At 62.9% G+C, this 25,020-nt stretch carries 22 protein-coding genes; 11 read left to right on the forward strand and 11 right to left on the reverse strand.

Features of this window, described 5'->3' with window-relative positions; genetic code table 11:
- Window positions 1-11 precede the first annotated feature (11 nt).
- Together AAFP29_RS18850 and AAFP29_RS18855 are read right to left on the reverse strand one after the other, a co-directional pair.
- Window positions 12-428, reverse strand: a complete 417-nt coding sequence (locus AAFP29_RS18850) for a cytochrome c oxidase subunit 4 (RefSeq protein WP_419218945.1) — start codon at window positions 426-428, stop codon at window positions 12-14.
- Between the two features lie 3 nt (window positions 429-431).
- Window positions 432-1,580, reverse strand: coding sequence for a cytochrome c oxidase subunit II (locus AAFP29_RS18855; RefSeq protein ID WP_419218946.1), 1,149 nt, complete (start codon window positions 1,578-1,580; stop codon window positions 432-434).
- Window positions 1,581-1,803: 223 nt separating this feature from the next.
- On the opposite strand from AAFP29_RS18855, the gene asnB reads away from it, so the two are divergent.
- Window positions 1,804-3,729 carry an asparagine synthase (glutamine-hydrolyzing) gene (asnB, locus tag AAFP29_RS18860; protein ID WP_419218947.1) on the forward strand — a complete coding sequence of 642 codons (1,926 nt, stop codon included), beginning with the start codon at window positions 1,804-1,806 and terminating at the stop codon, window positions 3,727-3,729.
- Between the two features lie 275 nt (window positions 3,730-4,004).
- On the opposite strand, the gene AAFP29_RS18865 is transcribed toward asnB, so the two are convergent.
- The 6 genes from AAFP29_RS18865 to AAFP29_RS18890 all read right to left on the reverse strand — a co-directional run bounded on the left by AAFP29_RS18865 (window position 4,005) and on the right by AAFP29_RS18890 (window position 9,612).
- Window positions 4,005-4,997 (reverse strand): ABC transporter substrate-binding protein, encoded by a 993-nt coding sequence (locus AAFP29_RS18865; protein WP_419218948.1) that lies wholly within the window; start codon window positions 4,995-4,997, stop codon window positions 4,005-4,007.
- Window positions 4,998-5,033: 36 nt separating this feature from the next.
- Window positions 5,034-5,888, reverse strand: coding sequence for an ABC transporter ATP-binding protein (locus AAFP29_RS18870; RefSeq protein ID WP_419218949.1), 855 nt, complete (start codon window positions 5,886-5,888; stop codon window positions 5,034-5,036).
- Window positions 5,885-6,976: a FecCD family ABC transporter permease gene (locus AAFP29_RS18875; protein WP_419218950.1), complete on the reverse strand. Its 1,092-nt coding sequence runs from the start codon at window positions 6,974-6,976 to the stop codon at window positions 5,885-5,887. The genes AAFP29_RS18870 and AAFP29_RS18875 overlap by 4 nt, the downstream gene beginning before the upstream one ends.
- Window positions 6,973-8,004, reverse strand: coding sequence for a FecCD family ABC transporter permease (locus AAFP29_RS18880; RefSeq protein ID WP_419218951.1), 1,032 nt, complete (start codon window positions 8,002-8,004; stop codon window positions 6,973-6,975). The genes AAFP29_RS18875 and AAFP29_RS18880 overlap by 4 nt, the downstream gene beginning before the upstream one ends.
- Before the next feature lie 136 nt (window positions 8,005-8,140).
- Window positions 8,141-9,112, reverse strand: a complete 972-nt coding sequence (locus AAFP29_RS18885) for a carbohydrate kinase family protein (protein WP_419218952.1) — start codon at window positions 9,110-9,112, stop codon at window positions 8,141-8,143.
- A 140-nt stretch (window positions 9,113-9,252) separates the two neighbouring features.
- Window positions 9,253-9,612 (reverse strand): HesB/IscA family protein, encoded by a 360-nt coding sequence (locus tag AAFP29_RS18890; RefSeq protein WP_419218953.1) that lies wholly within the window; start codon window positions 9,610-9,612, stop codon window positions 9,253-9,255.
- Between the two features lie 226 nt (window positions 9,613-9,838).
- Between AAFP29_RS18890 and AAFP29_RS18895 the strand changes: the two genes are divergently transcribed.
- The 3 genes from AAFP29_RS18895 to AAFP29_RS18905 are packed head-to-tail and all read left to right on the forward strand — an operon-like array spanning window position 9,839 to window position 12,955.
- Complete coding sequence (locus tag AAFP29_RS18895) at window positions 9,839-10,519, forward strand: DUF3043 domain-containing protein (RefSeq protein ID WP_419218954.1); 681 nt, start codon at window positions 9,839-9,841, stop codon at window positions 10,517-10,519.
- A gap of 5 nt (window positions 10,520-10,524) precedes the next feature.
- Window positions 10,525-12,219, forward strand: a complete 1,695-nt coding sequence (gene cobT, locus AAFP29_RS18900) for a nicotinate-nucleotide--dimethylbenzimidazole phosphoribosyltransferase (RefSeq protein WP_419218955.1) — start codon at window positions 10,525-10,527, stop codon at window positions 12,217-12,219.
- Complete coding sequence (locus AAFP29_RS18905) at window positions 12,209-12,955, forward strand: adenosylcobinamide-GDP ribazoletransferase (protein WP_419219404.1); 747 nt, start codon at window positions 12,209-12,211, stop codon at window positions 12,953-12,955. The genes cobT and AAFP29_RS18905 overlap by 11 nt, the downstream gene beginning before the upstream one ends.
- An 85-nt stretch (window positions 12,956-13,040) precedes the next feature.
- Here AAFP29_RS18905 and AAFP29_RS18910 read toward each other — a convergent pair whose 3' ends face one another.
- From AAFP29_RS18910 to AAFP29_RS18920, 3 genes are read right to left on the reverse strand one after another with little or no spacing between them, the layout of a single operon-like run.
- Window positions 13,041-14,141, reverse strand: a complete 1,101-nt coding sequence (locus tag AAFP29_RS18910) for a branched-chain amino acid aminotransferase (RefSeq protein ID WP_419218956.1) — start codon at window positions 14,139-14,141, stop codon at window positions 13,041-13,043.
- Between the two features lie 42 nt (window positions 14,142-14,183).
- The gene (gene gcvT / locus AAFP29_RS18915) at window positions 14,184-15,296 is read right to left on the reverse strand and encodes a glycine cleavage system aminomethyltransferase GcvT (RefSeq protein ID WP_419218957.1); all 1,113 of its coding nucleotides are present in this window, start codon (window positions 15,294-15,296) and stop codon (window positions 14,184-14,186) included.
- 30 nt (window positions 15,297-15,326) lie between these two features.
- The gene (locus AAFP29_RS18920; protein WP_419218958.1) at window positions 15,327-15,935 is read right to left on the reverse strand and encodes a CHAP domain-containing protein; all 609 of its coding nucleotides are present in this window, start codon (window positions 15,933-15,935) and stop codon (window positions 15,327-15,329) included.
- A gap of 36 nt (window positions 15,936-15,971) precedes the next feature.
- Between AAFP29_RS18920 and AAFP29_RS18925 the strand changes: the two genes are divergently transcribed.
- From AAFP29_RS18925 to eccA, 7 genes are all read left to right on the forward strand, one after another.
- Window positions 15,972-17,519, forward strand: a complete 1,548-nt coding sequence (locus AAFP29_RS18925) for a leucyl aminopeptidase (protein WP_419218959.1) — start codon at window positions 15,972-15,974, stop codon at window positions 17,517-17,519.
- A gap of 326 nt (window positions 17,520-17,845) precedes the next feature.
- The gene (gene sucB / locus AAFP29_RS18930) at window positions 17,846-19,582 is read left to right on the forward strand and encodes a 2-oxoglutarate dehydrogenase, E2 component, dihydrolipoamide succinyltransferase (RefSeq protein WP_419218960.1); all 1,737 of its coding nucleotides are present in this window, start codon (window positions 17,846-17,848) and stop codon (window positions 19,580-19,582) included.
- Between the two features lie 5 nt (window positions 19,583-19,587).
- A complete protein-coding gene (locus AAFP29_RS18935) occupies window positions 19,588-20,475 on the forward strand; it encodes a TIGR01777 family oxidoreductase (protein WP_419218961.1) in 888 nt (295 codons plus the stop codon).
- Window positions 20,468-21,202: a lipoyl(octanoyl) transferase LipB gene (lipB, locus tag AAFP29_RS18940; protein WP_419218962.1), complete on the forward strand. Its 735-nt coding sequence runs from the start codon at window positions 20,468-20,470 to the stop codon at window positions 21,200-21,202. Before AAFP29_RS18935 ends, lipB begins: the two co-directional genes overlap by 8 nt.
- Window positions 21,203-21,258: 56 nt before the next feature.
- Window positions 21,259-22,266 (forward strand): lipoyl synthase, encoded by a 1,008-nt coding sequence (gene lipA / locus AAFP29_RS18945; RefSeq protein ID WP_419218963.1) that lies wholly within the window; start codon window positions 21,259-21,261, stop codon window positions 22,264-22,266.
- A 77-nt stretch (window positions 22,267-22,343) separates the two neighbouring features.
- The gene (locus tag AAFP29_RS18950) at window positions 22,344-23,087 is read left to right on the forward strand and encodes a DUF4191 domain-containing protein (protein ID WP_419218964.1); all 744 of its coding nucleotides are present in this window, start codon (window positions 22,344-22,346) and stop codon (window positions 23,085-23,087) included.
- Window positions 23,088-23,247: 160 nt separating this feature from the next.
- Window positions 23,248-25,017: a type VII secretion AAA-ATPase EccA gene (eccA, locus tag AAFP29_RS18955; protein ID WP_419218965.1), complete on the forward strand. Its 1,770-nt coding sequence runs from the start codon at window positions 23,248-23,250 to the stop codon at window positions 25,015-25,017.
- Window positions 25,018-25,020: the final 3 nt, after the last annotated feature.

Consider the following 25,020-nt stretch of genomic DNA (forward strand, 5'->3'; position numbering starts at 1 on the left):
AGTGTGTCATGTCAGTGCTTCTCGGGTCCCACGTGGTACTCGAAGACCAGGCCGGCGGCCGAACCGATAATGCAGACCGCGGCGAAAATGGCGAACCAGTAGTTGCCCATGGCGAATCCGACCGCGAAGATCGCGGCCGAGCCGGCGAGCAGCAGCGGCCACCAGCTACCCGGGCTGAAGAAGCCCAATTCGCCTGCGCCGTCCTCGATTTCGGCCTCTTCGTAGTCCTCCGGGCGGATCTCGACGCGCCGCGCGACAAACCGGAAGTAGGTTCCGGCGATCAGCGTCAGGCCACCGGTGAAAAACAACCCAGTGACGCCGGCCCACTCGGTGCCCTTACTCGCCAGCGATGTCGCGATCGCGTAGATGATCGCACAGAGGAAGAAGAATCCGGTCAGAAGCTCAAAGAGCCGTGCTTCGATTTTCATCGGTTACACCTCGGGTGTGCAGTTGGCGAGCTTGGTGTTGGTCGGGTCGCCGATATCCTTTGGCGTCGACCCGTTGGTACCGCGACGCGTGTCGAAGGGCACCGTGGTAACCGAAACCGGCTGCTGACAGATCGCGGCGAGCGACTGCGCATTGGTCGCGGTCGGGTTCTTCAACCGGTAGCCCACATAACGTTCGAAGTCCTGCGGGCTCACCGCACGTACCTCGAAGTTCATCATCGAGTGGTAGGTACCGCACATCTCGGCGCAACGACCGACGAATGCACCCTCGGTGTCGATCGACGAGATCTGGAAACTCGGATCACTGTGGTTCTGCTTGGGGAACGGCATGACGTCGCGCTTGAACAAGAACTCCGGAACCCAGAAGGAGTGGATGACGTCGCCCGAAGCGATATCGAATTCGATGCGCTTGCCGGTCGGCAGTACCAGGACCGGGATTTCCGCCGACGTTCCGACTGTCTCAATGTTGCTGAAGTGCAGGTAGTTACGCACATCGTCGGAACGACCGCCGGCCGGTAATGGGATCTCGTGGCCGTGAGCATTGGTCTGGACCTGCTGCTGGAGCTGGAACGGACCACCGGTGGTGGACTTGATGGTGCGCTCTTCGCCGCCAGAAGTGACCTTGACCGGCTGACCGTCGGCACCACGCACATCGCGGTAGCCGAATTTCCAGTTCCACTGGAACGCGGTGACATCGACGACGACGGACGGATTGTCCGTCTTGGCCTCGACATTGTTCTGCACGATGACGGTGAAGTAGAAGAGGACCGCGATAACGAGGAACGGGACCGCCGTCAGCGTCAACTCGATGGGAACGTTGTAAGCGGTCTGACGCGGGAAGGTCTCCTGCCCGGCCTTCGCGCGGTGGAATGTGATGGTCCAGAAGATCGCGGCCCAGACCAAGACGCCGACGACGAGACAGGCGATAACCGACCACGTCCACAGGTTGCCCATATCGCGAGCCTGCGGGGTGATGCCCTCGGGCCACCCGAAACGCATGGCGTCGCGAGCGTCACATCCGGACATCAACAGGGCGCCGAGACCAAGCGCGGCAACTGCCCCGATCCGCTTGACCGCGCGCGACCTCTTGGCGATGCCGCGCACCGGTGTCTTTCCACCGTGAGTCAATTTCATGCCTTCCTGCCTGCCCGGACGGTACTTACGACTCGTCGTACCGACCGAATCCCCACGCATAACGACTGCACGGGTCCGGCGACTCCGAACCCATTACTACGCAGCGTAGACCAAACGCCGATGCAATTCGTGATTGGGGTTGAAGTCGTGGGTCGCGAGTCCGGTACGGCATACTCGTCGGGGCAAGGTTTGCTGGGAATTCTGTGGGAATGAGGGTTGGAACGTGTGCGGATTGCTCGGTCTATTGACTCCGGACGGCAGCGCGGCAACCGCGGCCGAGCGAGTAGCCGCGGCATCGGTGTGCATGCGCCATCGAGGTCCCGACGAACCCGGAACCTGGCATGACGACGACATCGTCTTCGGTTTCAACCGCCTTTCGATCATTGATATCGAGCATTCCCATCAACCGCTGCGGTGGGGTCCGCCGGAATCCCCCGACCGCTACGCGATGGTGTTCAACGGTGAGATTTACAACTACTTAGAGATCCGCGAAGAACTCACAACGACCGTCGATGCTCAGTTCTATACCGAGGGCGACGGCGAAGCGATCGTGGCCGCCTTTCACTACTGGGGTCCCGACGCCGTACGGCGACTACGCGGCATGTTCGCATTCGCCATTTGGGACACTAAGTCGTCGGCATTGTTCATCGCTCGCGACTCGTTCGGCATCAAGCCCCTGTTCATCGCGACGGGTCCCGGCGGCACGGCCTTCGGCAGCGAGAAGAAGAGTCTGCTCGAACTACTCGACGTGGTGAAACTCGATGACGCGCTCGATCCGCGCGCGACCGAGCATTACACCGTGCTGCAATACGTGCCCGAGCCGGAAACACTGCACCGTTCGATTCGCCGGTTGGAGTCCGGTAGCTACGCGACGCTGCGGGCCGGCGAGGAACCCAAGGTGACGCGATATTTCACCCCGCAGTTCCCAGTGGCGCCGTTCACCGATGCGACCCGACAGAAGCGATACGACGAAATCGCCGACGCCCTGCGCGACTCGGTGGCCAAACATATGCGCGCCGACGTTACTGTCGCATCCTTCTTGTCCGGCGGCATCGACTCAACAGCGGTCGCAGCCTTGGCCAAACAGGTGAACCCCGACCTCATCACCATCACCACCGGCTTCGAGCGCGACGGCTATTCGGAAGTCGACGTCGCAGCTGAGTCGGCCGAGGCCATCGGCGCGCGCCATGTCGTGAAGGTCGTCTCACCCACCGAGTTCATCGAAGCCATCCCGGAGATCGTCTGGTATCTCGACGACCCGGTTGCCGACCCGGCATTGGTCCCGCTGTACTTCCTCGCCAAGGAAGCTCGCAAACATGTCAAGGTCGTGCTGTCCGGCGAAGGTGCTGACGAACTGTTCGGCGGTTACACGATCTATAAGGAGCCACTGTCGCTAGGCGCCTTCGACAAGATGCCAAAGTCGTTGCGGCGCTTGGCCGGTCGCGTGTCGGACAAAATTCCCGAGGGTACCCGCGGCAAGAGCCTGCTGCATCGAGGGTCGTTGACCCTGGAGGAGCGCTACTACGGTAATGCCCGCAGTTTCGACGATGCGCGGCTTCGTGCGGTACTGCGCGACTACCGCCAGGAGTGGACGCATACCGACGTCACCGCACCCATCTACGCGGAAAGCGAAGGCTGGGACCCGGTTGCCCGGATGCAACACATCGACCTGTTTACCTGGCTGCGTGGCGACATTCTCGTCAAGGCCGACAAGATGACGATGGCCAATTCCCTGGAACTACGCGTGCCATTCCTCGACGCCGAGGTGTTCGAGGTCGCGCAGCGGCTGCCCGTCGATGAGAAGATCTCCCACGGCACAACGAAATACGCGTTACGTAAGGCGCTGGAGCAGATCGTCCCGGCCCATGTGCTGCACCGCAAGAAGCTGGGCTTCCCGGTCCCGATCCGGCATTGGCTCGCTGGTACCGAGATGTACGACTGGGCTCATCAGACCATCGAGACGTCGCAGACCGATCACATCTTCGACAAGAGTGCTGTCATCGCGATGCTGAACGAGCACCGCGACGGCGTCGTGGACAACAGCCGCCGACTGTGGACTGTGCTGACTTATATGGTGTGGCACGGCATCTTCGTCGAGAAGTCGATCGTTCCGAATATCGAAGACCACCAGTACCCAGTTCGGCTGTAGGCAGCTTGGCTCGGGCCCGGTTGGCTTGGCTGAAATCTGCGTTACGACGGCGGGCGAGGCGAATACTCCTTCACTCGACGCCATCGCGCAGGTACCAGTCGGCCCGACTGAACTCCGCGCCACCAACCGCGGCAAGGTGAATACTTCCCCTGCCCGACGTCAAACCGCAGCCTTTAGTCGAACCGAACTCTGCGCCAGCGGACTCCACAAAGGAACCAGCCCCTCGCCCGACGTCCCTCGCTCAGCAACCAGTCTCCGTGAACTCAGGGACGGCTTCAGCCGACCTTGCCTACTGCTCCGGCCAATCTCGGCGTCAGCTTTTCCAGCGCGTACCGAAGCGACTGCGGAGTTCCCGCCGACATCGCCTGGGCTATCGGGTCTTCCTCAGCCAATTCGATGGCCCGGCCATCTCGCACCACTTGCAGGGAGTTGATCAACCGGTCGCCGGTCAGCGCGGACAGCGGAAGACTGATCGTGCTCAAGATCGCAACCTGAGCGTCGAGACTCTTCACCTTCTCGGTGGGCACCGACGCGAAGAATCCTTGCGCCTGAAGGTCTTTCACCGGCGGGTTCTGCACGAACCCTAACTCCGCGAAGGTATCAAAACGTGCGTCGCCAGGCAGGTACGCACCGTAGGCCGATCCGAATTTCGCACCCCACACAAATGTCTTCCCGGCGAAGGCTGGGTTCTCGGACCGGATCTTATTCTGGAGGTCGACGGTCTGAGCGATCAGCGCGTCGGCCTCGGCCCGCTTGCCCAGCGCGGTGCCGATCAATTGGGTCTGCACCTTCCAGCTGACCGCGAAATCGGGGCTACCTGTCGGTGCCGCCACGACCGGCGCGATCTTGCGAAGCGAATCGGTTACCTTACTGTCTGCCTTGCCCCGGACATCGAGGATCAGATCCGGTTTGAGTTCCTTGATCTGCTGGTAGTTGAACTCACCGGCACTCGCTGCCGAGATGAGTTGAGGTGAGTCGCTGCCGAATTGACTTGTCGTCCAAGGCCCGACGCCCTTGTTGGCGTCGCCGAATTTCATCCAGTCGTAGATCGCGACGGGTTTGACCCCGAGACTCAGCGCAATCTCACCGTCCGACCAACCAAGCGCGACGACCCGAGGATTGTCCCCCAGCCCCAGATTGACCTGCGACGCCGACGGATCGTTGTACAAATCCTGGTGCGAGTCATCGGATTTGATGCACCCGGCCAACGACATCGCGACTGCGCACAGCATTGCGACGATCGCCATTATTCGACGTGTTGTCGTCATATCGGTCCTCTCAGATGGATGAATAGTTTGCATCGGTTACGTCGACGCCCGCAGGTTGGCGGTATCGCCGGGCACCGCGTCAACGGCAATGGCCCCCTGCCCCAACGGGATTACCAGCGGCGTATCGGTCTCGGGATCGTTGATGATGCGTGCGCGGACACCGAAAGTGCGCTCGACCAGCTCGGTGGTGATGACGTCGGCCGGTGGCCCTTGAGCGATGATCTCACCGCTGCGCATGGCGATGATATGTGTCGCGTAGCGCGCGGCCTGGTTGAGATCGTGCAATACCGCTACCAGCGTCGTGCCACCGCGATGCAGTTCGGTGCATAGTTCCAACACCTCGATCTGGTGAGCCAGATCGAGATATGTCGTCGGTTCGTCAAGAAGCAAAATCGGTGTCTGTTGCGCCAGCGCCATTGCGATCCACACCCGTTGCCGCTGACCGCCCGAGAGCGCCTCGACCGGCCGACTCGCCAGATCGGTCAGTCGGGTGACCTGTAACGCGAAGTCGACGGCCCGCTGGTCAGCTTCGGTCCACTGCCGGAACATCTTTTGATACGGGAACCGGCCGCGCGAGACCAAGTCAATGATCGTAATGCCCTCTGGCGCAATAGATTGCTGCGGCAGCAGGCCGACCTCACGAGCAAATTCCTTGCCCGCGAAGTCTTTTACGTCTCGCCCGTCCAATACGACTCGACCGTCCTGCGGCGCGAGTAGGCGGGACAGGGCTCGGAGCAGTGTCGATTTGCCGCAGGCATTCGGTCCGACGATCACCGTGAATGAGCCGTCGGGAATGTCGACGCCGAGGTCGGCGATGACGGTGCGCTCGCCGTAGCCGACGCGAATTTCGGCGGCGGACAGTCGGCTCGATGCCGCGGATTCCGGGGTCATGGTCGGACCTTTCTGGATTGCGCGAGTAGGAGCCCGAGAAGGTAGACGCCGCCGATCGCAGTCGTCACCACGCCGACGGGAAGTTGCACTTCGGGCGCGAGAATCGTACGGGCGATCGTGTCGCATGACACCAATAGCGCCGCGCCGACGGCCGCCGAGGTGACCAACGGAATGCCCGGGCTAGGAGTGATCCGTGCCGCCAATTGCGGGGCGACCAGTGCGACGAACGCGATCGGGCCCGCGATTGCCGTTGTGGCGCCTGCCAATCCAACACCGAGCAGCAACAGCAGCAGCTGCGTGCGCTCGATATCCACCCCCTTGCTGCGCGCCGAGTCCGGCCCCAGTTCGAACATTCGCATCCGTGGCGCGACACTAACCAACAACGGCACCAGGATGGCGAGGGTTACCGCCACGGGAATCACGTCGACCATCTGCATGCTGCGCAGGTTGCCCATCCCCCAGGCCGCGGCAGATGCGGCGTTCGGCAGGTTCGAACTGGCGATTAGATAACCGTTGAACGCCAACAGCATCGCGCTCACGCCGATGCCGACGATGATCAATCGATAACCGCCGGTGCCCCCGCGCATTCCGAGGAAATAGATCACCACACCTGTCGCGAGCGAACCGAGCAATGCGCCGACGGTCGCCGCCGACGTCCCCAGGTTCAGCACGAGCAAGGTGATCAACGCGCCGGTATTCGCGCCGGTGGTGAAACCGATAATGTCCGGGGAACCCAGCGGGTTCCGGGTGATCGTCTGGAAGATGGCTCCCGACAACGCAAGTGAGGCACCGCCGACGGCTGCGATGACCACCGCGGGTAGCGCCGCCGCCACCTGATTCGCCGGGTCGCCGGCCAATTGGCCGGACAGTACGCGGAAGATCTCGCCGATACTCAGGTTCGGACTATCGGTCGTAGACACGCCCAACGACCAGGTCCCCACCACCACCGCAATGAACAGCAGTACGAAAGTGATTGCGGCACTGTAAACATCGACCTTAACGCTGATTCCAAGTCGCCCGCTGCGCAGGAAACGGATCCGGCGCGGCCACTGCGCCGACGTTGGCAACGGCATCGATTCGTCGGTCACAAGTCAGCCCCACCATGTCGGCGAGCGAGCGCGATGAGTACGGGTGCGCCGATGAAGGCGGTGACCATGCCGACCGGCAATTCGCTCGGAGTCGCGACCCGGGCGACCAGATCAGCTCCGACCAGCACTACCGGCCCGACCAGCAGGCACATCGGGATAACCCACTTGTTATCCGGCCCGAATAGTATCCGCACGACGTGCGGAACCATCAGGCCTAGGAATGTCACCGGCCCCAACGCCGCTGTCGCAGCACCACAGAGCAAGGTGATGGCAACGAATCCACCTATTCGCACGGTGGTGACCGGAACGCCGAGGGCGCGGGCTCGATCATCGCCCAGCGCGAGTCCGTTGAGGTAGGGAATCAGCACCAGTGCGGCCACGACGCCGAGGAGGATCGGCGGCCAGACCACCGACAATTCGGTCCAATTCCGACCGTCGAGCGTTCCGACCTGCCAGCTCCGGATGGTGTCGAAAGCCTTCGGGTCAATCATCGTCAGGCCGAATCCGGTGCCCGCGAAGATCGATCCGGCCGCGACGCCGGTGAGGACCAGTTTGGCCGGACTGGCACCGCCGATGCCACGGGAACCGATGAAATAGACAATGGTCGCAGCGACAAACGCACCGATCATCGCGCAGATGACGAACCCGACCGTCGAGCCGATGCCGAGGCCAACGGCACCAACCACCATTGCGAAGTAGGCGCCCGAATTGACTCCCAGAATTCCGGGGTCCGCCAACGGATTTCGAGTCAGTCCCTGCATCGCCGCGCCGGCTACGCCTAGGGCGATCCCGGCCATGACGGCCAGCAGCGTCCGCGGCACTCGATTGTTGCGAATCACCTCGAGCGTGGTCGCATCCCCACCGCCGAAGAGCGCGTGCCAGGCGTCGGCGATCGAATAGTCACCGGAGCCGACGAAGAAACCGCTGGCGATCAGCACTGCCAGCAGAGCCAGCAGAATAGTCGCGACACCTGATCGTGTCACCAAACTCAACCGCGCCCCCGACACGGGTGCGGTAGCGACCGTCATCACGTCCCTTCACCTTGGCGATATCCCAGTCGTACGGCAGTGCCACACCACTGGACCAGTCCGCCTAATGTAAGGCATGCCTTAGCCCAAAACCAAAGTATGGCTAGGAACGCTAAGAACGTGTTACCTACGGCAGCTAGATCGCGGCCTCGATCTCAGCTGCCGCTTCGGAGCCGTACGCTCCGGAAATACGCTTGAGTGCAGCGCCGCGATCCCACGACCAATCCTGTGTCGACTCGGTCTCCAGCACGAGCACCGCGACCATCGACCCGAGTTGCGCGGCGCGCTCAAAATTGAGGCCCTTGGAAAGTGCGGTGAGAAATCCCGCGCGGAAACCGTCGCCGACGCCGGTCGGGTCGACCTTCTCGGTCTCCGGAACAACGGCGACATGCGTGCGCGTCCCATCAGCCTCGACGATCTCAGCCCCGCCGCCGCCGAGCGTGGTGATTCGGACGCCCACCATGCCCGCGACCTGTTCTGCCGACAGTCCGGTCTTCTCGCGCAGCAGGCCCCACTCGTATTCGTTGGTGAACAGGTATTTGGCGCCCTCGATCAGGGTGCGCGCTTGCTCACCATCCAGACGCGCCAATTGCTGGGACGGATCCGCCGCGAAACCGATTCCCGCGGAACGACATTCCTCGGTATGTGCCACCATTGCGGCCGGGTCGTCGGCTCCGACCAGCACCAGTTCGGGTGCTCCGACCTTCTCGAATACCGCTGCCAGCGAGATATCGCGGGCTTCGCTCATCGCGCCGGGATAGAACATCGCCAACTGCGCCATCGCTTCGTCAGTCGCACAGGTGAACCGAGCGGTGTGCGCGGTCGTCGACTCGTGCACTCCTCGGGTGTCCACGCCATGCTCGTCGAGCCACGCGCGATACTCGGCGAAGTCGGGTCCGGCCGCGCCGATCAGCACGGGCGAGCCGCCCAGTTCCCCCATCGCGTACGCGATGTTGCCGCCGACGCCGCCTCGCCGGACGACGAGGTCGTCAACCAGGAAGCTCAGCGAGAGATGTTCAAGGTGGTCACCGAGCAGTTGTTCAGAGAACTTGCCGGGAAATTTCATCAGATGGTCGGTCGCGATCGACCCACATACCGCAATAGTCATGCGCGTAACGCTACCGATCGGCCTCGATGCCGACTAGGGGCACCTCAGTTGGCTACCGCCCAGCGCCCTAAACCAACTTCGGCCGCACACCCGATAGCCGGGTGTGCGGCCGAAACGTCAAAGCCAGGTGAGGTGGGACCTCAGTTGAACGAATCACCACAGGCGCAGCTGCCGGTGGCATTCGGGTTATCGATGGTGAAACCCTGCTTCTCGATGGTGTCAACGAAGTCGATGGTCGCGCCCTGCACATACGGTGCACTCATGCGATCGACGGCGAGCGTTACTCCGGCGTGGTCGCTGGTGATATCACCGTCGAGCGAGCGATCGTCGAAGAACAGCTGGTAACGCAGACCCGCACAACCACCGGGCTGCACAGCGATACGAAGAGCCAGATCGTCGCGGCCCTCCTGATCAAGCAGCGTCTTTGCCTTGGCTGCGGCGGAATCGGTCAGCAACACGCCGGTATCGGTGGTCGCTCCGGCTTCATTCGAAACGGTCATGGATGCTCCTCGTAATTTCCTTCTCGCCTATCTCGGGGAGGCGAACCGGCTTGGCGTCTGCCCGCAGAACGGGTCGACGACGTTGTCTTCTCACGTCTGCAACTACAACCGTACTCCATCGGGTCCTATTCCCAGCGGTCTCGACGACCCCCACGACACCGCATTCCACTCGCGGGGAGTTGGGCCGTGACTGGTCGATAGGAGGTGATCGCTTAGGCTGAGGGATGTGAAGTTGCCATGGCAGAAGGACGCCGACGATTCGGCGTCGAGCACCTCAGACGTCTCACTCGAGAAGGAATCGACGACCGATTCCGAGGATTCGACGACGAAGGGCTCGGCCTACACGGCAGCCAAAGGCCGTCCCACCCCCAAACGCCGCGACGCCCAGGGCAAGCGCACCGGCCCCCTCGCCCCGCCACCGACCACCCGCGCTGAGGCCCGCGCCCGCCGCAAAGACCTGAAGTCCCGGCAGACCAAGGAACAAAAGCGCGAGGCCAATGCCGACCGTCGCGCCCAGCGCCTCGAGCAGCGCGAACGCATGATGGCCGGTGACGAGAAGTATCTGATGCCGCGCGACAAGGGGCCGGTCAAACATTTCGTGCGTAATATCGTCGACTCCCGTCGCAACTTCGCCGGACTTTTCATGCCGTTCGCGATACTCCTTATTCTGCTGATGTTCATTCCGTCGCTCACCCCACTCGCGACCCCGGTAATGCTGGTCTTCGTTCTGTTCATGGCCCTCGACGGCTACATCCTGGGTCGCGCGGTGAATAAGCGTGTGCGCGAACGCTTCCCCGACGCCACCGACTCCGGTTTCCGCCTCGGCTGGTACGCGCTGACCCGCGCGATGCAACTGCGTGTGATGCGGGCACCCAAGCCGCAGGTCTCTGCCGGCGAAAAGGTATAGGTGACATGCGCGCACTGATCCTCGGCGGCGTGCGCTCCGGTAAGTCAGCGCATGGTGAGTCGCTGCTGGGTGCGTCTTCGCAGATCCGTTATCTGGCAACAGGACCCGTCTTGTCGTCGGATGCGGATTGGCAAGCTCGCATCGATGCGCACCGCGCACGCCGTACCGACCGATATATGACGGTGGAGTCGACGGATCTCACCGGCCAACTCGCAGGTCACCCAGATACTCCGACACTCGTCGACGACCTCGGCAATTGGCTTGCCGCACAAATCGATTCGCAGGATGCGTGGACCGGCGACATCGATCTGACCGATGCGTTCGACCAACTATGTTCCGCCATTGCCGATTTCACCGGCGACGTGGTGATCATCAGCCCCGAAGTCGGCCTCTCGGTGGTTCCGCCGACACCGGCAGGCCGCCGCTTCCAAGATCAACTGGGTATTCTCAACGCGGCCGTCGCGCGCGTCTGCGATCGCGTCGATCTGGTCGTGGCGGGCCGAGTGCTCACTCTGCCTCAATCCGACGATTCTGTTGTCAGACAGCCGGATTCGCCCCCAATCGGCACGTCGAAGCCAGCAAAACCGATCCCAACCCCTATCCCGGTCCCCACTGCCGAACCGTCGGCAACTCGCGGCACCGGCATCCCCGATCCGACCGACGCCGAGATCTTCGCCCGCGTCGTCGCACCCGATGCGACTGTCCGCTCGCAAGCGCGTGAGCGACAACTCACGCTGACCAAGCCGGTTGGGTCGCTCGGGCGGTTGGAAGACATCGGCAACTGGATCGCCGCCTGCCAGCAAACCTCTCCACCGCAACAGTTTTCCCAGCCACGAGTCGTCGTCTTCGCGGGCGATCACGGCGTCGCGCAGACCGGTGTCTCGGCGTATCCGCCCGAGGTCACCGCGCAGATGGTTGCCAATATCGCGGGTGGCGGTGCGGCGGTGAACGTATTGGCCCGTCGGAGCGGCGCCAGCGTTGACGTTTACGACATGTCGGTCGACGCCGAAACATCCCCTGAAGTATCTCGTTTCAAAGTACGTCGCGGCAGCGGCAATCTTGCCGTCGAGGACGCGTTGAGCCTCGCCGAGGCCCGCGAGTCGCTGGCCGCGGGAAAGTTCATCGTCGACGAATTGGTCGACGGCGGTGCCGACCTTCTTATCGTCGGCGACATGGGTATCGGAAACACAACTCCCGCAGCAGTTTTGATCGGCACAATCACCGGTCAGGAGCCGGTGGTGGTCGTCGGACGAGGTACCGGCGTCGACGACGCGGCATGGAACCGCAAGACCGCGGCAATCCGCGATGGCATGTGGCGGGGGCGTGGACACCTGAGCGACCCGTTGTCGTTATTGGCCGCCGTGGCCGGTGCCGATCTCACTGCGATGGCCGGCTTCCTCGCGCAGGCCGCGGTGCGCCGCACGCCGGTGATCCTCGACGGCGTGGTGGTGACGGCGGCCGCGCTGGTAGCGAATCTACTCGCCCCCGGAGCTGTCGATTGGTGGATCGCCGGACACAAATCGACCGAGCCGGCGCACGCGTTCGCCCTCGACCGGCTCGGGTTGACGCCCGTCGTCGACTTGTCGATGCGACTCGGCGAGGGCAGTGGCGCCTTGGCGGTATTGCCGGTGGTCGCGGCAGCGGTTGACCTGCTGACCTCGATGGCGACCTTCGACGAAGCCGGTGTCAGTGGCGGTTAACCCGCTGCGCGCGGCCCTCACCGCGCTGTCCTGGCTGACGGTACTTCCCGTACCGTCACCGCCCGACGTCCCTGATCGCCGGATCGGCGGATCGAGTATCAGCGCAGTTCCGCTCGTCGGCACGATGCTGGGCGGGACTGCCACGGGTATCGCGTTCGGGTTGTCGTATACCGACGCCCCATCCCTGCTCGTCGGATTGCTTGTCGTCGCGGTATTGGCGTTGTCGACGCGTGGCATGCATGTCGACGGATTGGCCGACACCGCCGACGGATTAGGCTGCTACGGCCCGCCGGAACGGATACGCGAGGTGATGCGCAGCGGATCCGCCGGTCCGTTCGCGATCGCGACACTCGCACTGACACTAGCCATTCAAGCAGTCTGCGTCGGCACACTCGCCGACCAAGAGCGTTGGTACGCAATAGTATTCGCTGTCGGACTGAGCAGAGTCGCTGCCGTCGTCGCCTGTCGTTGGACACTGTCGCCCAGTTCGGCTGAGGGTTTCGGCGCATTGGTCGCGGGAACTCAACGATGGTCGATCGCAGCATGGATCGCCGCAGCGCTGGTAGCAGCCTATCCGCTCGGTGCGATCGGTATGATCACGGTTCCCGTTATGGCACTGACCATCTGGGCCTTCAGTGCGCATTGCGCCCGTCGAATGAGCGGGATCAACGGCGACGTCCTGGGCGCGAGTATCGAATTGACCTTCGCGTTGACGCTGGTCCTGTTGGTGCTTTAGCGGCGTACCGACCGTCTCATACTGTCCTGGTTACCGGTGTACCAACCCCGATTGCAGCGCAAACGGTTACCGCAGTAAGAGCCGCCTAGAACAGCCGAGTCATCCAGCCGTGGGTGTCCGCGAACGTACCGCGCTGGATACCGGTCAAAGTGTCCCGCAACGCCTGCGTGACATCACCGGTGCTGCCATCGCCGATGGTGTAGTCCTCGCCCTCGCCCTTGACTCGGCCGACTGGCGTGATCACCGCGGCGGTGCCACAGGCGAACACCTCGGTGATAGCACCGTCGGCGACCCCCTTGCGCAATTCCTCAGTGGTGATACGACGTTCCTCCACACCGAATCCCGCGTCGGTTGCCAACTGCAACAACGAATCTCGCGTGATACCCGGAAGAAGCGAACCGCTGAGTTCAGGGGTAACCAGCCGAGCGTCGGCCCCCGAACCGAAGACGAAGAATAGGTTCATGCCACCCATCTCTTCGATGTACCGACGTTCAACGGCATCGAGCCAGACGACCTGATCGCAGCCCTGCTCGGTGGCCTGCGCCTGCGCGAGGAACGCCGCCGCATAGTTGCCGCCGCATTTCGCCGCTCCGGTGCCGCCGGGAGCGGCACGCACATATTCGGTGGACAGCCACACGCTGACGGGTTTGAGTCCGCCGGCGAAGTAGGGCCCGGCCGGTGACGCGATGACCGCGTAGCGATATTCATTGGACGGTGCGTTCACACCGAGGCCAGCCTGAGACGCGAACATAAACGGCCGCAAGTAAAGTGCGGCCTCTCCCCCGGCCTCGGGCACCCAGGCGTTGTCTGCCCCGAGCAATTCGCGCAGCGACGCGATGAAGTCCTCGACAGGCAGGGGTGGCATCGCCAACCGCCCGGCCGAACGCTGCAGACGTTCGCCATTGGCTTCGGGGCGGAAGGCCGCGATCGTTCCATCGGGCTGGCGGTAGGCCTTGAGCCCCTCGAAGACCTCCTGGCCGTAATGCAGGACCATCGCCGACGGATCAAGTGCGATCGGTCCGTACGGCTTTACCTGCGCGTTATGCCAACCGCGTTCGCGGTCGAAGTCGACGATCACCATATTGTCCGTGAAGTACTTGCCGAAACCGGGCGCGCTCAAGATCTCGGCACGGCGCGACTCCGACACCGGGTGGGGATGCTCGGTACGACTGAACTGCAAGGTCATGGGCACATGGTACCGCCGGGGCACAAACGGTTTAGCACGGCACTAGACGTGCGATTCGACGAACGGCGGCAACACCACCTCGCACTCCAACGCCCGTCCGCGGACATCGACAACCACCTGGTCGCCTTTGCGCACACCCGATGTCGAGTCGATCAGTGCCAGTGCGACACCTGCCGCCAACGTCGGCGAGAAAGTGCCCGACGTCGTGACGCCGATCCGGTCGCCGCCAGGGCCGGCCAGTACCGCCAACTCCGCGCGCGGAACACCACGCCCGAGCGCCCGCAGGCCATAGAGACGCCGCTTGGGGCCCGCTGCCTTCTCCGCGAGTAACGCGTCACGGCCGAAGAACGCCGACTTATCCCACCCGACGGCCCACGAACTGCGCGCCTGAACCGGCGAGATCTCCGGGGTCAGCTCATGACCGTGCAGGGCATAGCCCATTTCGGTGCGGAGCGTATCCCGCGCGCCCAGGCCGGCCGGAAGTCCCCCCGCCGCAATGACTTCGGCGAGTAGGGCATCGAATACCGCTGCCGTATCGGCCCATCGCGGCAGAATCTCGTAACCTTTCTCACCGGTGTATCCGGTGCGACACACTCGCACCGGATACGACGTCGCGCCGACAACCAGGTCGGCGTCGGCGAATGCCATGTACTCCATCTCGGTCGGTAAACCGACCGCGGTCAGTACGTCAACCGCGTTGGGACCCTGCACGGCGAGTACCCCGTAGTCGCGATGCAGATCGGTCACATCGACGCCGGCCGGAGCCACCGCCGATAGCGCTGCCACGACTTTCGCGGTATTTGCCGCATTCGGCACCAGGAAGACCTCGTCCGCCGAGACCAGGTAGGTGATCAGATCGTCGACAACGCCACCAGAATCGTTGCAGCACAAGGTGTACTGCGCCTTGCCTGGCGCGATCTTAGCTAAATCGTTGCTCAGCGTCGCATTGATGAGCGCCGCCGCGCCCGGGCCTTTCACGAGCGCCTTGCCGAGGTGACTGACATCGAAGATGCCAACCGACTCGCGTACCGCCTTGTGCTCGGCGACCGTCCCGGAATACGACACCGGCATATTCCATCCGCCAAACTCGGCGAAGGTGGCACCCAAGTCAGCGTGCCGCGCGGCGATCGGACCATCCAGCAATGCGTCAGTCATGCCGATCAGGGTATCGGTGTTCGATTCGCCCTACTGCCCCACCACGCCATAACCGACGATTCCCTTGACCGTGGTCATATCGAAGCTGTTGATGCTGATACTCGACGGCGGCTCGTTGCCGCCGACGGTGGTCACCGTGTCACCGTCGACGCGCAACACAATATTGGTGTGCTGCTTGAAACGGTTCGGTGCCTCGTATAAAACGACATCGCCAGTACGCGGCCGGTACGAGGATCCGCGAAACCTCCCGACCGACTGGTAATACTCGGTGAGCGTCGACACTCCCGGAATACGCCACGATCCCGAGTTCGGATTATTCAGCGGCGCACCGGCTTTACGCATCGTCCAGCTGACGAAGTCGGCACACCACGACTCGGTGTTTCCCTGCGCGTAGTACTCGCCGGGCTGCTTATGCTCATATTCGTGACGGGTTATCTCGACGATATTTTTGCGCGTCGGCGATAGTCCGGTCACATCGACGTCGGGAAACGATTCTTCGATGCCAAGCCCTGCTAGAGCCCGGTCGGCCAGATCGGTGTTGCGAGCGATCGCCCGCCATCCGATAACCCCCAGTCCCACGACGAGGATCATCACCAGGGCCGACCCTTGCCACCCGAAGCGTCTACGACGTGTGCTCATCGGACCGAAGTTACCAACTGTGGCACAGTTGTTCCGGTGAACATCAGTCAGACAGTCGACCGCGCGCGCGGTCCAGAATTCGACCTGTCCACCACATTCGGACGCGATGACGTCCTGGTGATCGGCCTCGTACAAGCCGACAGTGCCCCGTCGGGCACTTCCGACGGCGCGGTGTCGAACGAGCCGACACTCGTGATCGGCGACGGCATACTCGATGATGCCGCAGCCAGTGCCATCTCCGATGCCGTGACCGCGGTTCGCGCCAACGGATCGCACGGCGAGATCACCCGCCTGCCCGCACCGGAGTCGGTGCCCGTACCGATCGTCATCGCCGTGGGCCTCGGTCGTGCCGACGACCTCGACGACGCCGACAAGCTCCGGCAGGCAGCAGGCATCGTCGCCCGTGAACTCGACGGATTCGACTCGGTGGTGACCACACTCGCGGCAACCGATCTGTCCGCTATTGCCGAAGGCCTGTTCCTCGGCAGTTATCGGTTCACCGCTTTCCGCTCAGACAAGACGGCGCCGACCAAGACTCCGCCTAAGCGCGTCACGCTGCTCGTGGAGCAAAAGAGCAAGGAGGCGAAAGCCGAACTGACACATGCAATTACGGTGGCTGACTCAGTCGCGATCGCGCGCGACTTCGTCAACACCCCGCCGAGCCACCTCTTCCCGGAGGCCTTCGCCGACGCCGCAGCCGAGTTGGCTCGTCAGTCAGGACTGTCGGTGGAGATCCTCGATGACACCACGCTGGAGCGAGAGGGATATGGCGGCATCGTCGGCGTCGGCAAGGGATCGTCACGGCTACCGCGACTGGTCCGCTTGACCCACGGCGGTAAGAAGGACACCAAATCCGTCGGCCTGGTCGGGAAGGGCATCACATTCGATACTGGCGGCATCTCCATCAAGCCGGCTGCGGGTATGGAAAATATGACGTCGGATATGGGCGGTGCGGCCGCGGTGATCGCCACGACGATCCTCGCCGCTCGGCTCGATCTCAATGTCAACGTGACCGCGACCGTGCCGATGGCGGAGAATATGCCGTCGGCGACCGCGCAGCGTCCCGGCGATGTCCTCACCCAATTCGGCGGGATCACCGTCGAAGTCCTGAACACCGACGCCGAGGGACGCCTCATCCTGGCGGACGCGATAGTGCGTGCCGGACAGGACAATCCGGATTACATCATCGACACCGCGACCCTCACCGGCGCACAGATGGTGGCGCTAGGCACCCGCACTCCCGGCGTGATGGGCACCGATGACTTCCGTGATCGCATTGCCCGGCTATCGGCCGAGGTCGGCGAGAACGCGTGGGCGATGCCGCTCCCCGAGGAATTACGGGACGATCTCAAGTCGCGCGTCGCGGATCTGGCGAATGTCACTAACCACCGCTGGGGTGGCATGCTTTCGGCCGCGATCTTCTTGCGCGAGTTCGTGCCGGAGTCGGTGCAGTGGGCTCACGTCGACATCGCCGGTCCGGCATTCAATACCGGCGGGCCGTGGGGGTATACCCCTAAGGGTGGGACCGGCGTGCCGGTCCGCACCTTGATACGCGTCCTGGAAGACATCGCCGCGAACGGATAGCGGGCGAAACCCGTACTCGCCCAGCATCTCCCGCCAGTCGAACAATTCCAAACCGGTCCCCCTGAGCGAACCTGACGCCATCCCGGCATCCATCCTGCTCAGGGGGATTGTTGTCAACCCGCGCACGCGCGATGGCCTGCCGAAAATCCTACTAACCAGTAGCATCGACGTTAGTGGCACACGCCGGGTCGTCATCTCCGATGGGCTGTAGGGTTTATCGGGGATAGGTGATCTACCCATCACCCGTTCCGGCGTCTTGGTGCCATCATTTGCCGAGACGAACACAACCGAGCTTGTCGAGACCCGAGTTTGAGGAGTCAACAGAAATGGCCTTCTCCGTCCAGATGCCTGCACTGGGTGAAAGTGTCACCGAAGGAACCGTTACCCGGTGGCTGAAGGAGGAGGGGGACACAGTTGACGTCGACGAGCCATTGCTCGAAGTCTCGACCGACAAGGTCGACACCGAAATTCCTTCGCCGGCAGCAGGAGTGCTGACCAAGATCGTCGCCAAGGAAGACGACGTCGTCGAGGTCGGTGGCGAACTCGCTGTCATCGGCGAAGCCGGCGAATCCGCGCCGGCCGAACCCGCCGCTGCGGCGGAACCCGAATCGGCACCTGAACCCGCCGCCGCACCCGAGCCTGCCGCGGCTGCTCCAGAACCCGAGGCTGCTCCGGCTCCCGCGTCTGGCGGTGCGACTGGCACCGACGTTGTAATGCCCGCTCTGGGCGAGTCGGTCACCGAAGGCACCGTGACAAACTGGCTCAAGAATGTCGGCGACAACGTCGCGGTTGATGAGCCACTGCTCGAAGTCTCGACCGACAAGGTCGACACCGAAATTCCCTCACCCGCTGAAGGTGTGCTGCTCGAAATCACGGCGAATACCGACGATGTTGTCGAGGTTGGCGGCAAGCTGGCGGTCATCGGCGGCCCCGGCGCGGCCCCGGCACCCGCCCCTTCGACTCCAACTCCCGAGCCCGAACCCGCTCCTAAGCCTGAGCCAACACCTGAACCGACCCCAGCTCCTAAGCCGGAGCCAACACCTGCCCCGGCTCCGAAACCAGCGGCAGCCGAGCCCAGCCCGACTCCTGCTTCGTCAGCTCCAACTGAATCGCTGGAATCCACTCCGTATGTGACTCCGCTGGTCCGAAAGCTGGCTGCGGAGAACAACGTCGACCTGAACAGCGTCAAGGGCACCGGCGTCGGTGGCCGTATCCGCAAGCAGGATGTGCTAGCCGCCGCCGCGCCGAGCAGCGCTCCAGCGCCCGCACCCGCCGCAACACCGTCTGCAGCGCCGTCGGCCCCGACTGCCAATCCGGAGATCAAGCCGGAACTCGCGGCCCTGCGCGGTACTACGCAGAAGATCAACCGGATTCGGCAGATCACCGCGGCCAAGACTCGGGAATCCCTACAGACCAGCGCTCAGCTCACCCAGGTTTTCGAAGTCGACCTCACCAAGATCGTGGCATTGCGTGCTGCGGCCAAGGCGTCGTTCAAGGCCAATGAGGGCGTCAACCTCACGTACTTGCCGTTCATCGCCAAGGCGGTCATCGAGGCCTTGAAGGTTCACCCAAATGTCAACGCCAGCATCGACGAGGCCGCCAAGGAGATCACCTATCACGGGTCGGTAAACCTCGGCATCGCTGTCGACACCGAGCAGGGTTTGCTGTCGCCGGTAATCCACAACGCCGATGATCTGTCGATCGCCGGCCTGGCTCGCGCCATCGCGGATATCGCCAACCGCGCCAGGACCAATGGACTCAAGCCGAATGAGATCTCCGGCGGTACGTTCACCATCACCAACATCGGTAGTCAGGGAGCACTGTTCGATACCCCGATTCTGGTTCCGCCGCAGGCGGCGATGATCGGCACCGGTGCGATTGTGAAGCGCCCGGTGGTCATCACCGACAGCGACGGCACCGAATCGATCGCGGTGCGGTCGATGTCGTACCTGCCGCTCACCTACGATCACCGTCTCGTCGACGGAGCCGATGCCGGGCGGTTCCTGACCACCGTCAAGAAGCGCTTGGAAGCAGCCGAGTTCGCTGCCGACCTCGGGCTGTAGACACGGTGCGAATCGTCGTCGCGGGTTCCTCGGGTCTGATCGGATCAGTCCTGGTGGACTCTCTTCGCGCAAGTGGTCACTCGGTGGCCCGACTGGTGCGGCACGAGCCCTATCACGACGATGAATTCGGTTGGGACCCAGAATCTTTCGGGGTCCCACCGGATTCGCTCGCCGGCGCCGACGCGGTCGTGAACCTCGGCGGCGTCTCGGTCAGCGGTTGGCGATGGACAGGACGCTTCAAACAGGAGCTTCGCGATTCCCGGATCACCCCGACCCAGGTGCTTGCCGAAGCTGCCGCGATGGCTGGCGTACCGGTACTCATCAACGCGAGCGCGACCGGCTTCTATGGCAACACCGGTGACCATGTCGCCACTGAGCGCAATGCCGCTGGCGATGGCTTTCTCGCCGAGTTGGTCACCGAGTGGGAGGCCGCGGCCACCGAGGCGACCAAGGGCTACGACATGCGAGTCGCGTTACTGCGTACCGCTCCGGTGCTGTCGCCGACCGGCGGCATCCTCGGCAAGCTCCGGGTTCCGTTCAAGTTGGGACTCGGCGCTTCGATAGGCGATGGGCGTCAATACTTTTCGTGGATTTCCTTGGTCGACGAGGTGCGGGCAATCGAGTACCTGCTGACCAACGACATCGCCGGTCCGGTCAACCTCGCCGCGCCGGAACCGGTGCGTTTCAGCGAGTTCTCGCGTGTTTTCGCCAAGTCGCTGCACCGTCCGTCATTTCTGCGGATTCCGGGTGTCGCGGCCACTGTCGTCGCAGGTGAGATGGCCCGGGAAATGATTTTGTACTCCCAGCGCGTTATACCTGCTGTGCTCACCGATCACGGCTTCACCTTCGACCATCCGACCCTCGAACAGGCATTGGATTACGCGCATGGCTGATGCGCCCTCGGGGGCGCCTCGCGCAATCGGCGCCCGCGCCGACGTCACAACCATCGAAGTGCGTCGGCTCGGGACACTCGGCTATCGCGACGCCTACGATCTGCAACATCGGCTCGCCGGCGAGCGGGCCGACGGCACCCTCGACCACGATCTCCTGTTACTGCTGGAACACCCGTCGACCTACACTGCGGGCAAGCGAACCGAGGAGTCTGACCTGCCGACCAATGGCGCGGAGGTCATCGACGTGGACCGCGGTGGTCGGATCACCTGGCATGGCCCAGGCCAACTGGTCGGGTATCCAATAGTGAAGTTGTCAGAACCGCTCGACGTCGTCGATTATGTCCGTCGACTCGAAGACGCGCTGATCACGGTATGCGCAGGAGCTGGCGTCGGAACCGGTCGAATCGAAGGCCGCTCCGGAGTATGGATCTCCGACGACAGCGGTGAACGCAAACTCGGTCAGATCGGCATCCGAGTGGCACGAGGCGTCACGCTGCACGGTTTCGCCCTCAATATCGATCCCGACCTGAGTGCTTTCGATGCCATCGTCCCCTGCGGCATCGCCGATGCCGGGGTGACCTCACTAGAGCGGGAGACCGGTCATGCGATCAGCGTCACCAATCTCTACGACACGGTCGCCGAGCAGGTAAGTATCGCGCTCGACGCCCCGCGCCGCATTTCGAGTCAGTCCACCCAACAACCCACGAGCGTAGGATCTGTTCAGTGACGTGCGCGCCCAATCCCTCCGAATCAACTTCGTCCTCCTGCGGCTCAACACCGGCTGTGGAATCGGTCCCGAGCGGTCGCAAGCTGCTGCGCCTGGAAGTGCGCAACGCGCAAACCCCGATCGAGCGCAAACCCAAGTGGATCAAGACCCGCGCGACTATGGGCCCGGAGTACAGCGAGCTCAAGGGACTCGTGAAACGCGAAGGGCTGCATACGGTTTGTGAAGAGGCCGGTTGCCCCAACATCTACGAATGCTGGGAAGACCGCGAGGCGACTTTCCTCATCGGCGGCAGCCAATGCACCCGACGCTGCGACTTCTGCCAGATCGACACCGGCAAGCCCGAGCCACTGGACCGCGATGAGCCGCGACGCGTGGCCGAGAGTGTCCAGGCGATGGGCCTTCGCTATTCGACGATTACCGGCGTCGCCCGTGACGACCTCCCCGACGAGGGCGCCTGGCTTTACGCGGAAACAGTTCGCAAGATCCACGAATTGAATCCCGGCACCGGCGTCGAGAATCTGATCCCCGATTTCCACGCCAAGCCTGATCTGCTCGCCGAGGTCTTCGAGGCACGCCCGGAAGTTCTGGCTCACAACCTGGAGACGGTGCCCCGGATCTTCAAGCGGATCCGACCGGCGTTCCGTTACGAGCGTTCCCTCGACGTCATCACCCAGGCCCGCGACTTCGGTCTGGTCACCAAATCGAATCTGATCCTGGGTATGGGCGAGACAGTCGACGAGGTTCGCGCGGCATTGGTCGACCTCTACGAGGCCGGCTGCGACATCGTCACCATCACCCAATACCTTCGCCCGACACCGCGGCATCATCCGGTGGAGCGGTGGGTGAAGCCCGAGGAGTTCGTCGATCACTCGGAGTTCGCCGAGGAGTTGGGCTTCGCCGGTGTGATGGCCGGACCGTTGGTCCGATCCTCGTATCGAGCCGGGCGTCTGTACGCGCAGGCAATCGCGAAACACGGTCGGGAACTGCCGGCCGCGATGGCTCACCTGGCGCAGGAGAGTTCGGCGAACCAAGAGGCGTCGAGTCTCCTGGCACGTCTGGGTTAACCGCACGACATCGTCGAATTCGCCTGACCGCCATCCACCACGCCGGACCCCACACCCGTCGAAGTAGACTGGTAATCATGGCAAAGGCGCAGTCCAACACGAGCAAAGAGGCGAAAGCCGCGGCAAAAGCCACCCGTAGGCAGGCGTCGCGCGAGCGACGATCACAGCTGTGGCAGGCGTTCCAGATGCAGCGCAAGGAAGATAAGCGCCTCATCCCGTACATGCTCGGGATATTCGCCCTCGTCGTGGCTGTCTTCGTAGGGCTTGGTCTCGCATTCGACCAGTTGGTTTTCCTCACTCCGATCGGAGTGCTCCTCGGAATTCTCGCTGCCTTCATCCTCTTCGGTCGTCGGGTGCAACGATCCGTCTTCACCAAAGCCGAGGGACAGAAAGGCGCAGCCGGCTGGGCGTTGGACAATATGCGTGGTCAGTGGCGCGTGAAACAAGCCGTCGCCGGAACGACTCACCTCGACGCCGTACACCGTGTGATCGGTAAACCCGGCGTGATCCTGGTCGGCGAAGGTGCACCGTCGCGGGTGAAGGGGCTGCTGGATCAGGAGAAGAAGAAGGCGGCACGTGTCGTTGGCGATACTCCGATTTATCTGGTCGTCGTCGGCAACGACGATGGGCAGGTCTCGCTGCGGAAACTCGAGCGGCACCTGAATAAACTGCCAGCCAATATCGACCGCAAACGGATCGATGCCCTCGAAGGGCGCCTCGCGGCGCTCACCGGCCGCCAGCCTGGCCCCGGCATGCCGAAGGGTCCGATGCCCCAGGGTGCGAAGGTACGCAACGTGCAGCGCGCGGCGCGGCGCAAATAGTCCGTTATCGCTGAAATATGCCCCGTGGCGCGGGCAGACGCCATATAGACGTCTGCTCCACCCACGGGGCATTTTTTGTGCGGGTCGGTCATACCGAAAACGGTGATACGGGCAGCGGTGCTGGAGGTAGTCTGACCCCACTATCCGGGGGGAGATATCGGTGACCGCAATCCACCAATCGACTGGTGCACGCCTTATCCGGGCGCGCAGTACGTTCGACGCCGCAATCGCGGCGCATCTACACGACGTCGACCTTGACTACGCCGCGCGCGCCTATAGGCGGGCAACCGAGCTGGCACCGGAGCTGGCAGATGCCTGGTTGGGGCGGATAGCAACCGGTGATACGACCGTCGAATGCTATTTCAACCTCTACAAGTATCGGCAGAACATCTTCGTTGAACAACGTCGCCTCGGCCGAGCACCGCGAACCCTGTTCGGTCGCTTCGCAACCGGCCTGTATCTCGACTACCCGGTGTCCGACCCGATCGAAGCGGCTGCGGCCTACATATGTGTGATGATCGCCGACGGTGACTACGACGGAGCCTGCGATGCCCTGGCGTCCATCGCCGTGGCGGAAACGACACCGATAGTCGAATTCAGTCGCGGACTGCTGCACTTTCGGACCCAGCGCTGGCCCGATGTTCTTACCGCTCTTACCAATTCGTCACTCTGGTCGGACGACTACCTGGGCACCGCGGCGCATGTGATGGTTGGGACGTCATGTGCCCAACTCGGCTTGTTTGGTGAGGCATTGAGGCGGCTGGAACTCGCCGAGTCAGGCGCCATCCCCGCGGCGGCGTCGGAGGCGATGTTCACCCGCGGCATGTGCCTACGGGAGCTCGGCAGAGAGGATGAGGCGCGTGCCGTCTTCGAAGAGTTGTATACCCGCGAACCACATTTCACCGATAACGCAAAGGCATTGGCCGACAGTAGCTTTCGACTAGTCGTGACCACTAAGGAAGCAATCGCCGCACGCACCGATCGATGGGACCCGCAGTCCGCCCCCACCTCCACGACGGACACACATCTCGGTATGGACCTGCTGGAGCAGGCGCAGCGAGAGCTCGCCACACAGATCGGACTGGAGTCGGTCAAGACCCAGGTCGACAAACTGAAGTCGGCGGCGACCCTGGCTAAGGTCCGCTCCGCGAAAGGATTGGCGAGCGCTACGCGCGGCCAGCATCTGATCTTCACCGGCCCGCCGGGGACCGGAAAGACCACGGTCGCGCGCATAGTCGCGAAAATCTATTGCGGCCTGGGCATTTTGACGACGGCCACCGTGGTCGAAGCCAGCCGACGGGACTTCGTCGGCGAGCATTTGGGGTCTACCGCGATCAAGACCGACGCCCTCATCGATCGAGCGCTCGACGGCGTGCTGTTCATCGACGAGGCATACACCCTGATACAAGAAGGACTATCTGGCGGCGACGCGTTCGGCCGCGAGGCCGTCGACACCCTCCTGGCGCGGATGGAGAATGATCGCGGCCGCTTGGTGGTCATCATCGCCGGATACGACGGCGAGATCGACCGCTTCCTGGCGTCGAATGACGGTCTTGCCTCTCGCTTCGCCCGCCGGATTCGATTCGATTCATATTCGCCGACCGAGCTGGCTCAGATCGCCAAAGCGATTGCGCACATTAGTGATTCAACCCTGACGTCGGACGCGATTAGATCCATCACCGCACGTTGCGAGCCGCTGTGCTCGTCCAATGTTCTCGACTCGACCGGACGCCTGCGCAAGAGTATCGATGTCGTCGGAAACGGTCGTTTCATCCGCAATGTCGTCGAGGCGGCCGAGGAAGAACGTGAGTACCGCCTAAGCAGCGGCAGCGTCGATGTGACTGCCCTCGACCAGGATCAATTGATGCGTATCGAAGTCACCGATATCGAGTCGGCTCTGGACAATGTTCTGAGCATGACATCACTCTGAATG

Source organism: Gordonia sp. CPCC 205333 (genome assembly GCF_048537885.1).
Lineage (GTDB): Bacteria > Actinomycetota > Actinomycetes > Mycobacteriales > Mycobacteriaceae > Gordonia.

Excerpts from the sequence above, each read along its gene's own strand:
- AAFP29_RS18885 (WP_419218952.1), bottom strand. The coding sequence starts at position 9,112 with ATGACTATTGCGGTATGTGGGTCGATCGCGACCGACCATCTGATGAAA.
- AAFP29_RS18880 (WP_419218951.1), bottom strand. The coding sequence starts at position 8,004 with ATGACGGTCGCTACCGCACCCGTGTCGGGGGCGCGGTTGAGTTTGGTG.
- sucB (WP_419218960.1), top strand. The coding sequence starts at position 17,846 with ATGGCCTTCTCCGTCCAGATGCCTGCACTGGGTGAAAGTGTCACCGAA.
- gcvT (WP_419218957.1), bottom strand. The coding sequence starts at position 15,296 with ATGACTGACGCATTGCTGGATGGTCCGATCGCCGCGCGGCACGCTGAC.
- AAFP29_RS18865 (WP_419218948.1), bottom strand. The coding sequence starts at position 4,997 with ATGACGACAACACGTCGAATAATGGCGATCGTCGCAATGCTGTGCGCA.
- lipB (WP_419218962.1), top strand. The coding sequence starts at position 20,468 with ATGGCTGATGCGCCCTCGGGGGCGCCTCGCGCAATCGGCGCCCGCGCC.
- cobT (WP_419218955.1), top strand. The coding sequence starts at position 10,525 with ATGCGCGCACTGATCCTCGGCGGCGTGCGCTCCGGTAAGTCAGCGCAT.
- AAFP29_RS18850 (WP_419218945.1), bottom strand. The coding sequence starts at position 428 with ATGAAAATCGAAGCACGGCTCTTTGAGCTTCTGACCGGATTCTTCTTC.
- AAFP29_RS18920 (WP_419218958.1), bottom strand. The coding sequence starts at position 15,935 with ATGAGCACACGTCGTAGACGCTTCGGGTGGCAAGGGTCGGCCCTGGTG.
- AAFP29_RS18855 (WP_419218946.1), bottom strand. The coding sequence starts at position 1,580 with ATGAAATTGACTCACGGTGGAAAGACACCGGTGCGCGGCATCGCCAAG.
- AAFP29_RS18910 (WP_419218956.1), bottom strand. The coding sequence starts at position 14,141 with ATGACCTTGCAGTTCAGTCGTACCGAGCATCCCCACCCGGTGTCGGAG.
- AAFP29_RS18890 (WP_419218953.1), bottom strand. The coding sequence starts at position 9,612 with ATGACCGTTTCGAATGAAGCCGGAGCGACCACCGATACCGGCGTGTTG.
- AAFP29_RS18950 (WP_419218964.1), top strand. The coding sequence starts at position 22,344 with ATGGCAAAGGCGCAGTCCAACACGAGCAAAGAGGCGAAAGCCGCGGCA.
- AAFP29_RS18870 (WP_419218949.1), bottom strand. The coding sequence starts at position 5,888 with ATGACCCCGGAATCCGCGGCATCGAGCCGACTGTCCGCCGCCGAAATT.